Source organism: Priestia sp. 40 (assembly GCF_049368575.1).
Taxonomy (GTDB): domain Bacteria; phylum Bacillota; class Bacilli; order Bacillales; family Bacillaceae_H; genus Priestia; species Priestia zanthoxyli.
In genome coordinates this window covers 228595-242490 of sequence record NZ_JBMPZA010000025.1, presented here as the reverse complement: position 1 = coordinate 242490, position 13896 = coordinate 228595, and the positions used below count along the sequence as shown (strand labels likewise).

Here is a 13896-nt window from a genome sequence, read left to right as displayed (position 1 = left end):
ACAAACAAACCGCAGCTGGTAAAGGAAGGTGAAAGCGTTGAAAGAGAAAAAATTAAACTTTCAAGAAAAAGTATTGATGTTTATAAAGAAAACAAAGCCTACAACGGGCAAGCAAGCTCTTATCTTAACGCCAATTTTAATCGTAATTTTAGCTCTTTCAGGATGGATGGAGCGTTCGGATGCTCTTGAAAACCCTGAGACGGCTAATCCAGAGGCCAATAATGATTTAACGATGACTATGGTCGGAGACATTATGATGGGTCGCCATGTAAGAGAAGTAACTGAACGCTACGGAGAAGATTTTGTATTCCGCAACGTGGAGCCGTTCTTTAAAAATTCGGATTACGTAAGCGGGAACTACGAAACGCCGATTTTAACAAATGACGTAGATTCATATAAAGCAATGGAAAAAGGTATTCATTTATATAGTAAGCCTGCTGATCTAGCGACTGTTAAAAATGCAGGTTTCGACGTATTAAACTTAGCGAACAACCATTCAATGGACTACAGTGCAAAAGGGTTAGAAGATACGATCTCTACTTTTGAAGCAAACAAATTAGATTTTGTTGGTGCTGGCCGTAACTCTGAAGAAGCAAAGCATATTTCGTATAAAGATGCTGACGGTATCCGCATTGCAACCGTAGGATTTACGGATGTACATTCAGACGGAATGTCCGCTGGAAAAAACAACCCAGGTATTTTAAAAGCAGATCCGGATCTTATTTTCAGCACGATCCAGCAAGCGAAAGCAAATGCTGATTTAGTTGTAGTAAATGCCCACTGGGGTGAAGAATACGATGCACAGCCAAGTCCTCGTCAAGAAGGACTAGCAAAAGCGATGGTAGACGCTGGTGCGGACATTATCATTGGTCACCATCCGCACGTTCTACAGTCATATGATGTATATAAAGGTTCGGTTATTTTCTACAGCCTAGGAAACTTTATTTTTGACCAAGGATGGTCAAGTACAAAAAATACAGCGATGGTTCAGTATCATTTAAACAAGCAGGGCCAAGCTAAAATTGATGTTATTCCAATGGTTATTAAAGCAGGTACACCAACTCCAACGGATAACCCTTGGCGCATGAAGCGTATTTATAACGATTTAAACAAATTTTCTTCAAACCCTGAGCTGTTAGAAAAAGAACGAAACAAGTTTGAATTAAACTTAGATCATTCTCGCATTATAAAACATGCAGAGGAGCGCAAAAAGAACGAAGCGCAAGCTAACTAATAGCCGTCATACACAGAGGAGGTAAAAGATGATAAATAAACGTAATACGATTATTGTTTCCATTGTCATCTTTTCACTCATAGTAGGTGTATGTGTTTATCAATTTATGTTTCCAAAACAAGAATATGCAGTAAGTACTTCAGATCCTCGCGCCACAAAAGTAGGTATGGAAATCCTTAAACAAGGCGGTACAGCAGTTGATGCAGCTATCGCCATTTCCTACACGCTTGGTGTTGTGGAACCGTACGGATCAGGACTTGGGGGAGGCGGCGGAATGCTGATTGATCCAGCAGATGCCTCTCCAACATTTATTGACTACCGAGAAATTGCACCTAAGAATGATAAAGAAGATGAGATTGGCGTACCAGGGTTCGTTGCTGGTATGGATTATATTCAGCACCACTACGGATCTATGTCGATGAGCAAACTAATCGACCCGGCCCTTAACTATGCTGAGAATGGGTATAAAGTGGACAAAGATTTGCACGATAGGCTGGTTTCATACAAAGATAATGTGAATGAAGATGAAATTCCTAGCTTTTATCCAGATAAGGACGCCATTAACACAGGTGAAATTGCCAAACAGCATGAATTAGCGAACACGCTGCAAAAGATTAAGGAAGAAGGACCAAATGCTTTTTATAGAGGGGAAATTGCAGACGATATTACAGAAGAAACAAAAGTAAGTCACAAAGACTTGCGAAAGTATGCGCCTGTTGAGCGCAAACCTCTATCGACGAATTATAAAGGTCATCAAATTATTTCAGCACCTCCTCCTTTTGCCGGTGCTACGCTCATTCAAATGTTAAAAATGACGGATCAAGAAGATATTTGGAAGCTGAAGGAATCGCATCCTAGTCTTTATTATCATTTTCTTGGTCAAATTTCAAAAGTAGCTTATCAAGACCGCTTGAAAAAAATTGCTGATCCGGCTTTTATAAAAGAAACGCCAAATGATTGGATCGACGATCATTACGTGCATTTACTTCGTAATAAATTAAATAATACTGAAACAGATCACACCAAAGTAAGCGACGTCGAAGAACATGAAAGTACCACTCATTTTGTTGTTATGGACGGTGATGGAACCGTTGTATCAACAACAAATACGCTGAGTAATTTCTTCGGCAGCGGTGAATATGTAGATGGATTCTTTTTAAATAATACGCTCAATACGTTTGGAGAAGGAATTAATAAGCGTCAACCTGGTAAGCGTCCAAGAACATTTACAGCCCCTACCATTATTCGTGAAGGTGATGAATGGGTAATGTCCATTGGCACACCGGGAGGAAATCGCATTCCTCAAGTATTAACGCAAGTAATTGGGGATTATTTTGAAGACAAAGATTCCATTAAAAACGCAGTAGAAAACAAGCGTGTCATTTTTGATTCTCATAAGTTTTATTCAGAAGCTAAGCTTAAACAGTCAACTAAAGATGGTTTAAAAACGTACGGCTATGACTTAAAAAACAATGATAACGCGATGTTTTACGGAGGCGTTCAAGCACTTGTGAAAGACTTAAAGAAAAACAAAATTCAAGGTGACGCTGATCCGCGCCGCCACGGTTTATGGGAAAAAAGTACAGACTAACTTAATTGGAGGAATAGAAAATGATCGCAAAACGAATCGTAGGGATTGTAGGACCAATTGCTATTGTAGCAGGAGTAGTAGCAGGACTTGGAGCTTTAAAACATCCAGCTACTCTTTCAACGGATGAACAGCAAAAAATTGAAAATAACGTAAAAATGATTGAACAAACAAAATCAGCTGCTACAGATGCAGTAAATGATGCTGCAGCAGCGTCTGGGAAATAAAACATATATAGTAATAAAAAGGCATCGTCCGGGGCGATGTCTTTTTTGTGTTCAATGTATTTTATGGATAAAAATGAAAGCGCTTCACAAAATATACATATGAGTAAAAATGGAGGGGAATGTGTGAATAAAAAATTACTATTATTTAATATTGTTGCTGTTTTGTTGTTAATCGGCGTTATAGCCGTTTTCTTTATGACTCAATCAAGTACAGACCTTAGTCCTGAAAAGCTGCTTAAAAAAAATAATAATCATTCTTATGGTGTGAGCTCTTCTAATTCTCTGGCAGCAAATGTAGGGATGGACGTATTAAAAGAAGGCGGGAATGCAGTAGATGCGGCCATTGCTATTTCGTATGCCCTCAATGTAGTCGAACCTTTTGGATCCGGAATTGGCGGAGGTGGAGGTATGCTGATTGCTAAAAAAGATCAGCCTGCTACCTTTATCGATTACCGGGAAACCGCTCCAACTTCTATGAGCGGTAAAAACGGCGTGCCGGGATTTGTTGCTGGTATGGAGTATATTCAGCAGAAGTATGGCACAAAATCAATGAGTGATTTAATTCAGCCGGCTGTTGAATACGCTGAAAAAGGGTTTGAAGTAGACTCTCTTTTATCTTCGCGATTGTATTATTCTAGAGGAAGGATGGATGTGGATGATCTATCTGCTTTTTATCCGAAGGGAGAAGCAATCGAAGAAGGAGAAACGCTGTCGCAGCCAGTGCTTGCTAAAACGCTAATCAAAATTCAGCGAGAAGGTGCATCTGCTTTTTATAAAGGGGATTTGGCACAAGATCTTGCTGATGCAACGCCTATTTCTAAAAAAGACCTATCTTCCTATCAAGTGACAGAAACCAAGCCTGTCGTTTCTGCTTACAATGGAACGGAAGTTATTTCGGCGCCTCCGCCTTTTTCTGGAATTACGCTGATTCAAATGTTAAAAATGGCAGAGAAAGAAAATCTTGAAACAATGCCTGACAAAGACTATTACGAAACGATGAACAGAATTAAAAAAGCAGCTTACTCCGACCGGTTAAAACAAATCGGCGATCCTGACTTTCATAATCAAAACTCAAGTGAGTTAGTTAGTGATGATTATATCACAAACTTGGTCAATCACCCGACACGCTCTTCAGGTGAAGGCGATGAAGAACACGAAAGTACAACACATTTTGTAGTTATTGATTCAGAAGGAACCGTCGTATCTACAACCAATACGTTAAGTAACTTCTTTGGTACAGGCGAACAAGTTGACGGATTTTTTCTTAATAACAATGCTGATACGTTTGGAAGCAAAGAACCGAATAATCGCGAGCCAGGAAAAAGAGCAAGAACCTTTACGGCTCCAACTATTATAAGAGAAAAAGGCGAGTGGGCGATGGGAATAGGTTCTCCGGGCGGAACGCGGATTCCTCAAATTTTAACTCAGGTACTGTCTAAAAACCTCGCAGGAAATGAACCGCTTCAAGAAGCTGTAAACGAACCGCGATTTATTTTTGACGATTCGACTATTTATGTAGAGCCCGATTTAAATACAAAAAATATTCCTTCTGCGTTTCGAATAGAAACAAAGGAAAGCGACGTCTTTTATGGAGGTATCCAAGCGTTAATCATTAATTTTCAAGATAAACAAATGGAAGGAGCGGGAGACCCTAGAAGAAATGGGGTTTGGAAAACAGGAGATTAACTAAGTAAAGACCCCTTCTCATATGCTTAGGCATAGTGAGAAGGCGTTTGAAAATATCGAATGGAATGAAATTCTTTGTCACTGGAATGAAAATGTACGTAAATGGGGGAACGATCTAAAGCAGGGTGAGCGTTGAAAAAGGTGGCATCACCGTAGCGCAATGCTTTTAGTAAGTAAGGCATTTCTTGTTTGAAAATAGCATAACGTATGGCTTGCACAGACTTTTCCGTCTGTTCATTTCCAATAAATACGTATACATACAGCGTATCAACACCGTCTTTGTGGAGCCATTCGGCAAAAAGCTCATTTCGCTGCTCATTTAATTGATCAACAGCAAACTTTTCGTCGATCCAAAGAAATAAATCGTCTGTTTGTTCAGAATGTGTGAGCGTATAGCGTCGCCCAATAAAAGGAAAGGTGGGCGTGCTTCCTTGCCGGTATGTGACGCTAAATTGCTGAGGATTAAAAGCAGACAAAGGGCATCTTCCTTTCACGCTTTTAAGTAGTTTATGCATAAAAAAGAGAAATTTCACACATTCGTCAAGAATTTTAAGCTGCTTTTCTTACATGCATACTTATGAAAAAGTTGTTACACTGAAGAAAAGAAATAGTGGGTGATAGAAGATGGAGCCGCTGTATATTGTTTTAACGATTTTTTTAGCAGCCATGCTATCGTATGATATTGCTAAATTTGTTCGAGGGGACCGGCCAGATTGGAAAGAGGGTCTCGTGACGGGCCTTGTGTTCGTGGGCTTTTTAGCAGCCATGCAAATGGCTTTTCACATTGTATAGCGCAGAAAGAGACTGTGACAAACGTATTTTAGTTGAAGGAAGATCCGAACGATGAATCGTTCGGATCTTTTATGTTTATGTCTCAATCCCTTTTTTAAAGATATGCCGGATAAGTTTAGTCCGGCAATACTAAAAAGCCCTGATATTGAATAAGCTGTTGTATACTGCATTTTTGATAAAGGGGCTTTTTACTTGTATCGAAAAAAAACACTGCTTTTGAAGCGAAGTTTAGGAGTAGCTGTGTTTCTTGCTGTGATTGCGCTGGGAGTTTGGATATTTCAATTTACATTCTTTTCTCCGAGTCATCAAGCCAAATCTGCTGTAAAAGAATTTTATACGCTAGAACAGGAAGGGAACTTTTCGGAATCATGGAACCTTTTTCATTCGTCCATGAAAAAGAAGTGGACAAAAGGTGCATACATACAAGATCGAGCACACGTATTTCTCAATCATTTCGGAGTAGACACTTTTACGTATTCCATTGAAGATGTTGAAAAAAGAAAGAGCTGGAAGATGGAAAATGATCGTAAAGCGTTTCCTGTTGTTTACGAAATGACCGTTATCCAAACGTATAAAGGGAAATATGGAAACTTTGATTTGGTGCAGAAAGTGTATGCTGTTCGTGAAAAAGGAGAATGGAAAGTCGTGTGGGATTATAAACAGTAGGAGAGCCTGCTGTTTTTTATCTTCATAAGAAATGAGCATACCTCAGCTGGTAATATGCCTCTTTTTTAACAGAAAAAACGTTATGTTTTTTTACGAGTGGGTAAAATGAAAGAAGGAGGCGAACACAGATGAAATTTAAAACGATTTTATTTGATGCATATGGAACACTGTTTGATGTACATACCGTTATTGAAACGTGTGATAAGCTGTATCCGGAACGAGGAGAAAGTATTAGCCATTTATGGCGTTTGAAGCAAATTGAATATGCAATGCAATATCAGCTGATGGGACGATACGTTGACTTTTATACATTAACAAATCAATCCCTGAAATATGCAGCAGAAGCAAATGATATTGATTTAACGGAACATGAAGAAAAAATGCTGATGAGTGCTTACATGAAGCTGAATGTCTACGATGAGGTCAAAGAGGTGCTCGCCTATTTAAAAGAAAAAGGATATCGTCTGGCTATTTTTACGAATGGTCCTAAGCACATGATTGATCCGCTTGTTTCTTATCACAATATGAATCATTTATTTGAAGATGTTATTTCCATAGACGAAATCAAACAGTACAAGCCTACAATGGCAAGCTATCATTATGCAAAAAATAAAATGAATGCAAAAAGAGAAGAAGTATTGTTTCTGTCATCGAATACATGGGATATTGCCGGTGCTAAAAACTACGGGTTCGCAGCGGCTTGGGTTAACCGAAAAGAAAATGTAGCTGAGCATAAAGAGTTGCAGCCAAACGTAATCATTAAAAGCTTAAATCAGCTTATTAAATAAAAAAAGAACGAGCATTAAGCTCGTCCTTTTTTTATTTATTGCTAAATGTATCTTTTGTTTCGCCTACTGCTTTTTGAGCATTTCCTTTTGCTTTCTCAGCTTTTCCTTCACGCTGAAGGTCGCGGTTATTCGTTGCATTTCCGACTTGATCTTTTACTTCACCTTTAGCTTTTGATACATTTCCTTTAACTTTATCTCCTAAACCTTTACTCATTTTAATCTTCCTTTCTATTAGTGATTAAGTAGTGTTACTTGTCTATTCCACCATTAGAAAGAAATTAAACATATTTTCTGATTTTGGCCTTAAACAGAAGCTAAGCCTGCCATATTCAAGAAGTACTGTTTAGTCACTATCATCATTCGGAGGTTTTAAGTTCCCATTCATCATAAATCTGAGATTGATAAGGCCATGATAATAAGCTTAAAGATTCCACTGCTTTTAGAACAAGAGGAGAAGCATTATCAATGTTAAGTTCCTGCGGTGCGATCCACAATGCTTCTAAAGAATCTTGTCCTTCAAACTGGACGGGGTTGGAAACAAGCTCACCGCCGGCAATGTCTACGTGATAAAAAACGGCAATGTGATGTACATGGGTAAATTCTTTCCACTTACAGGGATACTGAAAATCCGTTGTACCCGCTTGAGAAATAATAGTAATTTCAAAGCCTGTTTCTTCACTAAATTCTCTTTTCATCGCATCTGTTAATGTTTCGCCGTGTTCTAGCTGTCCGCCTGGCAAATCAAAGCGATGAATATAGGGGCCTCTATTTTTTCGAATAACAAGCAGCTTGTCATCTCGCATACAAATTCCATATACGCCAAAGGCGCGATCATAGTTTGCTTCCATCTTTTTTCACTACTTTCTATAACAGAATGGCTTGATAAAGCATCATTTGATTTCTTTATCCTACCATACATTTTGCTATAGAACCTTTTTTAATGAGATGCTTTTACAGTAAGTGTACGGGAAACAGCACTTTCGTTATGCAAACGGTCAACAGAGGTTACAACATATGTGTATGTTTGATTTTTGAGTGCGTTTTGATCTACAAACAATTGTTTTTCTCCTGTTTTTCGAACGGTTGTCAGCAAGTTTTCTGCGTTGTTAATATCGCCTTTTTTATTGCCTTGGAAGCGATAAATGGCATAATATGCGGAATCATTCTGCTGGTGATCTCGAATTTCAAACGCTGCTTCTTTTGTATGAGGGCCCGCGTTTTTTAATTTTGGTGCTTTTGGAGCCGTATCATCAAGCCAAGGCATTGACGGAATAAGAGCAGGATGTTTATAAATATCGTTTTGCAGCTTGTCCTTTATTCCTAGCGGGTTTCGGTTCAAATCTTTCAGGCTAAAATGCATGCTCCCCTGTACTTCTGGAAACTGGTGATTCAGAGCAATTTGCCTTGGATACTCATCGGGATCAGACCAAGCTTCCACTGCGTTGTTATTAATTTTGTAAGCAGCTTGTCCAATATAGAGGTGGACTGGCTTTCCGCGAACTTCATCTCTCCACCAGTTGAGCAGCGTATCGTAAGCAGCGGGTTCAAATCCGATATTCCAATAAATTTGCGGAGTGATGTAATCAATGTATCCATTTTGAATCCATGTACGCGTATCTGCATACAAATCATCGTAGTTTGTTTGTCCAGCAGTCGTCTCAGAGCCGGTTGGATCATTAGCGATGTTTCGCCATACGCCGAACGGACTGATGCCAAACTTCACGTATGATTTTGTTTTTTTAATAGACGTATTTAAATCTCGAACAAGCTGGTTAACATTGTCACGTCGCCAGTCTTCAATATTCGAAAACGTTTGAGCACCGTAGGTTTCATATGTTTTTTGATCTGGAAACGTTTGACCTGCAATTTTGTAAGGATAAAAATAGTCGTCCATATGAACAGCATCAATATCATAGTTTCTTACGACTTCGAGCACTTCTTCAATAATAAAATTTTTCACTTCTGGAATACCTGGGTTGTAGTAGAGTTGTTTTCCGTAGGAGACGACCCAATCAGGATGTTGTTTGGCAGGATGATTATCGGCAAGTTTGTTTAAATCGGTATGATTCATTGTAATACGGTAAGGATTAAACCATGCGTGGAATTCTAAGTTGCGCTTGTGTGCTTCCTCCACCATAAAAGCCAGAGGATCGTAGCCGGGATTTTTTCCTTGTGTACCGGTTAAATATTCTGACCACGGGCCATATTTTGAGGGATAAAAGGAATCAGCGGTAGGTTTAATCTGAACGACCACAGCATTCATCCCCATCTTTTGTACTTCATCTAGCAAATAAGTAAACTCTTTTTTCTGCTGCTCAACGGGAAGACCAGGCTGAGAAGGCCAGTCAATATTGTATACGCTTGCAATCCAAGCCGCTCGAAGCTCCCGTTTTTGATACGTAGTAGGTACGTCTGCTTTAGCAGGTAATGTGCTCGAACAAAACAGCAGTAAAAACAAGATGCCTCCAACCCATTTTTTAATATGCATGTTCGTTCCTCCTTCTTTTTTTGGTTGAGATAAAATTTCTTTCATAATATAGCATGCGGTCGTTATATTCACAATAGATTTTAATAAAATATTCTGAAAAATAAAATAAAGTTTTAAAAATATCAGAAAAATATTGAAATTAAACTTCAGAAAAAATATAATAATGGTAATTTAAAGAATATTTTAGAAATACGTTACTTAACGATGGAGGAATTCATGCGCCAATTTTCCGTACTTACTTTAATCGATGCACAAATGAATCATTACAGTCCTGCTGAAGGAAGAGTAGCTGATTACGTGTTAGAAAATCCTACGACCACGTTGAACTTAACGACCAAACAGCTAGCTAAGCAGTGTCAGTGCAGCGAAGCTACGATTATCCGCTTTTGTCAGCGTGTAGGGATCAATAGTTTTAAAGAATTAAAGATTGAATTAGCAAAAGATGCCCATAAGGTGAATAACGAGCAGCTGCCGAATCTTCCGGTTAATTTTGAAGACGATACCGAAGCTGTGCTTGAAAAAGTCATGAGCAAAAGTATGAGCGCACTGGTGAACACAAGTCGATTAGTGAGCTCTTCTGCAATTGATGCAGCTGCGGAAGCTATTCATGGAGCGAAACGAGTGTTTTTATACGGAGCAGGAGGGTCATCAGTGGTTGCACTAGATGCTCAGTATAAACTGCTTCGAATTGATATTTCAGCGCTGTTTTCATTAGACAGTCATGTTCAAATGGTGATGGCTACGAATATGACAAAAGATGATGTGCTGTTTGTAGTATCAACTTCTGGTCAAACAAAAGAAGTGGTGGAACTGATGCAAATAGCCAAAGATAAAGGAGCAGCGGTTATTTTGCTAACGCAGCACGGCTCATCGCCAGCTTCTAGATTAGCTGATATTCTGCTGACTATTTCAGTAGAAGAGCAGCATATTCGAATTGGAACGATGAGCGCTCGTATTGCTCAGTTAGCCATTGTAGATGCGATGTTTATACGGTTATGTATTCAAAAAGGCAATCAAGTGTTTGAACGCATAATCGATACACATAATGTAATTCAAAAAATAAAGAGGTAGGGGGAAACGAGAACATGAAGGTATTGTTTGTATGTTCTGGAGGAATGTCAAGTTCAATTGTGGTAAAAGCATTAAAAACGGAAGCACAAAAGCACGGAACGGATATGGAAGTGCTGGCAATTGGGACAAATGAAGTGGCAGAGGAAATTCAAAAGGGCTGGGACGTTGTAATGGTTGCACCGCAGATTCGTCACCGGTTTAACGCAGTGAAAGCGGAAGCGGATAAAGCTTCTGTTCCATGCGGGCCCATTCCGCCGCAGGCTTATACGCCGCTTGGAGGTCCGACGCTTTATAAAACGGTTCAACAGCTCGTTAGCTGAGGAAAGCAGGTGTATTCCTGCTTTTTAAATAAATAGGGGATTTATTACACAAGGGGAGAATATAGAGGGGGAAAGGGTATATGAGCAAATTTGTGTCGTTTTTAGAGAACAATTTATCGGGACCCATGGCCAGGTTATCAGAACAGCGGCATCTTCAAGCCATTCGTGATGGTGTTATTTCCGCTTTGCCGTTTATCATTATCGGAAGTTTTTTCTTGATTCTAGCATTTCCGCCTGTGCCTCAAGATAGCACAATTGCGAAATGGGCAGCTGACAACAGCGCCAACATTTTAATACCGTATCGAGTAACGATGTTTATTATGTCTTTATATATAGCCTTTGGGATAGGGTATAACTTGTCCAAAAGCTATAATCTCGATCCGCTGTCAGGAGCACAAATTGCAGTAGCTGCACTACTTCTTACGCTGACTCCAAAGCTGATTGAAGAAGAAGGGTTTATGCTTCCAATGGCCAATCTGGGAGGTCACGGTTTATTTGTAACGATGATTGTATCGATTTTATCGGTCGAGATTCTCAGGTTTTGTAAAGCAAAAAATGTCACCATTAAAATGCCGGAACAAGTGCCGCCTTCGGTATCGAGGTCTTTCGAAGCACTAATACCGGTTGCGATTGTTGTTGTACTTATGACGATTATTACGATTGTTTTAGGTATCGATCTTCACCATTTAGTTGATAAACTAGTTGCTCCGCTTGTGGAAGCCGGAGATAGTTTAGCAGGAGTGTTAATACCGGTTTTCTTAATTACGTTTTTCTGGTCATTTGGAATACACGGCGTCTCTGTTGTTGGGACAGTGGCACGGCCTGTATGGGAAGTGTACTTAGCGAAAAATGCTGAAGCGGTGGCAGACGGAGCTTCCACACTTCCGTATATTGCACCTGAAACGTTCTTTCAGTGGTTTGTGTGGATTGGAGGATCTGGAGCAACGCTGGGCCTTGTTTTAGCGATGCTGTTTTTCTCAAAATCTAAGTATTCGAAAGCGCTTTCTAGAACATCTTTTATTCCAGCGGTTTTTAATATTAATGAACCAATTATTTTCGGTCTGCCAATTGTCTTAAATCCTATTTTAATTATTCCATTTATCATCATCCCAATTATTACAACGATTATTTCGTATGCAGCAACGGCGACAGGTCTTATTACTCCAACCTACGTAATGGTTCCTTGGACGCTACCGGCGCCAATCGGAGCTTATCTATCAACCGGAGGAGACTGGCGGGCGGTTGTGCTAGTCGTTATCAATATTGCTATTTCTGTTGTCATTTATCTTCCGTTCTTTAAAATGTACGACCGAAAAATGGTTGAAATGGAAAAAAGCGATGAAGCAACGGTTACACCATCCGATAGTTCAGTTCAAATGTAAAGAAAGAGAAGCCAACTTGTTTGGCTTCTATCTCTTTAATAGGAGTGAGGGTCAATGTTTGTTCGGTTTCGTTATAAAACAGTGTTTTTATTTCTATTAACCATGGTTCTTTGTAACGTTATTTTTACACCTCTGCTGCAGTATGCTGGTTTGTCAGCACAGCATAGTTTATTTGTCATTACAAGTCTGTCAGCAGCTTTGCTTACAACATTTATTTCTATTCGGCTTTCAACCGCAGCTTTATCTAAAACCGCTGTTTGTATACGCTTTGTTTTGCTAGGGGCAGGGTGCACAGCCGTTACATATTTAGCCGTTTTTTAACAAGGAGGGTCAAAAAATGAAAGTAGTGACAATAGGGGGAGGATCAAGCTATACACCGGAATTGGTCGAAGGGTTTATTAAACGATATAATGAGCTTCCAATTCGAGAGCTATGGCTTGTAGATGTTGAAGAAGGAAAAGAGAAGCTTGAAATTGTAGGAGCACTTGCTAGAAGAATGGTCAAAAAAGCAGGTGTTGATATGGAAATTCATTTAACGCTTGATCGAAAAAAAGCGTTAATGAATGCTGATTTTGTAACGACACAGCTTAGAGTAGGCCAGCTTGATGCGCGTATTCATGATGAACGTATTCCTCTTAAGTACGGAATGATTGGTCAAGAGACAAACGGGGCAGGAGGGTTATTTAAGGGCTTGCGAACAATCCCGGTTTTGTTGAAAATTGCCGAGGAAATACACGAAATTTGTCCAAACGCCTGGCTTATTAATTTTACAAATCCTGCTGGCATGGTAACGGAGGCGCTGCTTCGCTACGGAAAGCATTCTAAAGTAGTAGGAGTCTGTAACCTGCCTGTACATATGACAAACTCAATCGCCAGCTTGCTTCAAATCGAAAAAGAAGATGTTCACATTGAATTTGCAGGGTTAAATCACTTGGTATATGGGCTGCACGTGTATGCAAAAGGAAAGGAAGTAACGCAAGAAGTCATTCAGCGTTTAAGTGATCCAAAGTCCCAAGTAACAATGAGAAACATAGCTCCTATTCCATGGCAACCAGACTTTTTGGAAGCTCTTGGCGTGATTTTATGTCCTTATCACCGCTATTACTACAAAACAAAAGAAATATTAGAAGAAGAGCTTGTGGCCTTTCAGTCAGGTACTACGCGCGCTGAAGTGGTCAAAGTACTGGAAGGAGAGCTTTTTGAACTCTACAAAAATCCAAATCTAGAAATTAAGCCTCCGCAGCTAGAAAAACGAGGAGGCGCTTACTACAGCGATGCCGCATGTAATTTAATTTCATCCATTTATAACGATAAAGGTGATATCCAAACATTAAATGTAAAAAACAATGGCGCTATTTCCTCACTCCCAAACGAATCTGCGGTTGAAGTAAACTGCGTGGTAACAAAGCAAGGACCAGTCCCACTCGCTGTCGGTGAACTTCCTGTAGAAGTGAATGGACTGGTACAGCAAATTAAATCGTTTGAACGAGTAGGAGCAGAAGCTGCGGTTACAGGATCTTACGAAAAAGCACTGGTTGCACTTACGATTAATCCGCTTGTTCCAAGTGACGAATTGGCTAAGTCGGTGTTAGATGAACTGCTTCAAGCTCATCGTAAGTATTTACCCGCTTTTTTTAAGGAAGTGAAAGCATAG

At 39.6% G+C, this 13896-nt stretch carries 16 protein-coding genes; 12 read left to right on the top strand and 4 right to left on the bottom strand.

Annotated elements, in window-relative coordinates; all coding sequences use genetic code 11:
- Nucleotides 1-37 precede the first annotated feature (37 nt).
- The 4 genes from ACO1DI_RS25905 (at nt 38) to ACO1DI_RS25890 (ending at nt 4735) form a co-directional block, all read left to right on the top strand.
- Nucleotides 38-1234: a CapA family protein gene (locus ACO1DI_RS25905; protein WP_013082012.1), complete on the top strand. Its 1197-nt coding sequence runs from the start codon at nt 38-40 to the stop codon at nt 1232-1234.
- 28 nt (nt 1235-1262) lie between these two features.
- Nucleotides 1263-2825, top strand: a complete 1563-nt coding sequence (locus ACO1DI_RS25900) for a gamma-glutamyltransferase family protein (protein ID WP_423145736.1) — start codon at nt 1263-1265, stop codon at nt 2823-2825.
- A 20-nt stretch (nt 2826-2845) separates the two neighbouring features.
- The gene (locus ACO1DI_RS25895) at nt 2846-3049 is read left to right on the top strand and encodes a CapE family protein (protein ID WP_014461308.1); all 204 of its coding nucleotides are present in this window, start codon (nt 2846-2848) and stop codon (nt 3047-3049) included.
- A 123-nt stretch (nt 3050-3172) separates the two neighbouring features.
- Entirely contained in the window at nt 3173-4735 is a 1563-nt protein-coding gene (locus tag ACO1DI_RS25890) for a gamma-glutamyltransferase family protein (protein WP_423145735.1), read from the top strand.
- Between the two features lie 26 nt (nt 4736-4761).
- Here the strand turns inward: ACO1DI_RS25890 and ACO1DI_RS25885 are convergent, their stop codons facing one another.
- Complete coding sequence (locus ACO1DI_RS25885) at nt 4762-5211, bottom strand: staygreen family protein (protein ID WP_045293206.1); 450 nt, start codon at nt 5209-5211, stop codon at nt 4762-4764.
- A 148-nt stretch (nt 5212-5359) separates the two neighbouring features.
- Here ACO1DI_RS25885 and ACO1DI_RS25880 point away from each other — a divergent pair, with 148 nt between their 5' ends.
- The 3 genes from ACO1DI_RS25880 to ACO1DI_RS25870 all read left to right on the top strand — a co-directional run bounded on the left by ACO1DI_RS25880 (nt 5360) and on the right by ACO1DI_RS25870 (nt 6981).
- Nucleotides 5360-5527, top strand: a complete 168-nt coding sequence (locus ACO1DI_RS25880; RefSeq protein ID WP_014461305.1) for a hypothetical protein — start codon at nt 5360-5362, stop codon at nt 5525-5527.
- A gap of 192 nt (nt 5528-5719) precedes the next feature.
- Nucleotides 5720-6193: a hypothetical protein gene (locus ACO1DI_RS25875; protein ID WP_014461304.1), complete on the top strand. Its 474-nt coding sequence runs from the start codon at nt 5720-5722 to the stop codon at nt 6191-6193.
- A 128-nt stretch (nt 6194-6321) separates the two neighbouring features.
- Entirely contained in the window at nt 6322-6981 is a 660-nt protein-coding gene (locus ACO1DI_RS25870) for a haloacid dehalogenase type II (protein ID WP_423145734.1), read from the top strand.
- Nucleotides 6982-7012: 31 nt separating this feature from the next.
- Here ACO1DI_RS25870 and ACO1DI_RS25865 read toward each other — a convergent pair whose 3' ends face one another.
- From ACO1DI_RS25865 to ACO1DI_RS25855, 3 genes are all read right to left on the bottom strand, one after another.
- On the bottom strand, nt 7013-7195 hold the full coding sequence (locus ACO1DI_RS25865; RefSeq protein ID WP_014461302.1) for a CsbD family protein: 183 nt from the start codon (nt 7193-7195) through the stop codon (nt 7013-7015).
- Between the two features lie 142 nt (nt 7196-7337).
- Nucleotides 7338-7829: an NUDIX hydrolase gene (locus tag ACO1DI_RS25860; protein ID WP_423145733.1), complete on the bottom strand. Its 492-nt coding sequence runs from the start codon at nt 7827-7829 to the stop codon at nt 7338-7340.
- 89 nt (nt 7830-7918) lie between these two features.
- Entirely contained in the window at nt 7919-9469 is a 1551-nt protein-coding gene (locus ACO1DI_RS25855) for a glycoside hydrolase family 10 protein (protein ID WP_014461300.1), read from the bottom strand.
- A 216-nt stretch (nt 9470-9685) separates the two neighbouring features.
- Between ACO1DI_RS25855 and ACO1DI_RS25850 the strand changes: the two genes are divergently transcribed.
- From ACO1DI_RS25850 to ACO1DI_RS25830, 5 genes are all read left to right on the top strand, one after another.
- Nucleotides 9686-10540 carry a MurR/RpiR family transcriptional regulator gene (locus ACO1DI_RS25850; RefSeq protein WP_423145732.1) on the top strand — a complete coding sequence of 285 codons (855 nt, stop codon included), beginning with the start codon at nt 9686-9688 and terminating at the stop codon, nt 10538-10540.
- Nucleotides 10541-10554: 14 nt separating this feature from the next.
- Entirely contained in the window at nt 10555-10860 is a 306-nt protein-coding gene (locus ACO1DI_RS25845; protein WP_013082023.1) for a PTS sugar transporter subunit IIB, read from the top strand.
- Nucleotides 10861-10940: 80 nt separating this feature from the next.
- Nucleotides 10941-12242, top strand: a complete 1302-nt coding sequence (locus tag ACO1DI_RS25840) for a PTS sugar transporter subunit IIC (RefSeq protein WP_014461298.1) — start codon at nt 10941-10943, stop codon at nt 12240-12242.
- A gap of 54 nt (nt 12243-12296) precedes the next feature.
- The gene (locus ACO1DI_RS25835; RefSeq protein WP_115653189.1) at nt 12297-12563 is read left to right on the top strand and encodes a hypothetical protein; all 267 of its coding nucleotides are present in this window, start codon (nt 12297-12299) and stop codon (nt 12561-12563) included.
- A 16-nt stretch (nt 12564-12579) separates the two neighbouring features.
- Nucleotides 12580-13896 (top strand): 6-phospho-beta-glucosidase, encoded by a 1317-nt coding sequence (locus tag ACO1DI_RS25830; RefSeq protein ID WP_140451585.1) that lies wholly within the window; start codon nt 12580-12582, stop codon nt 13894-13896.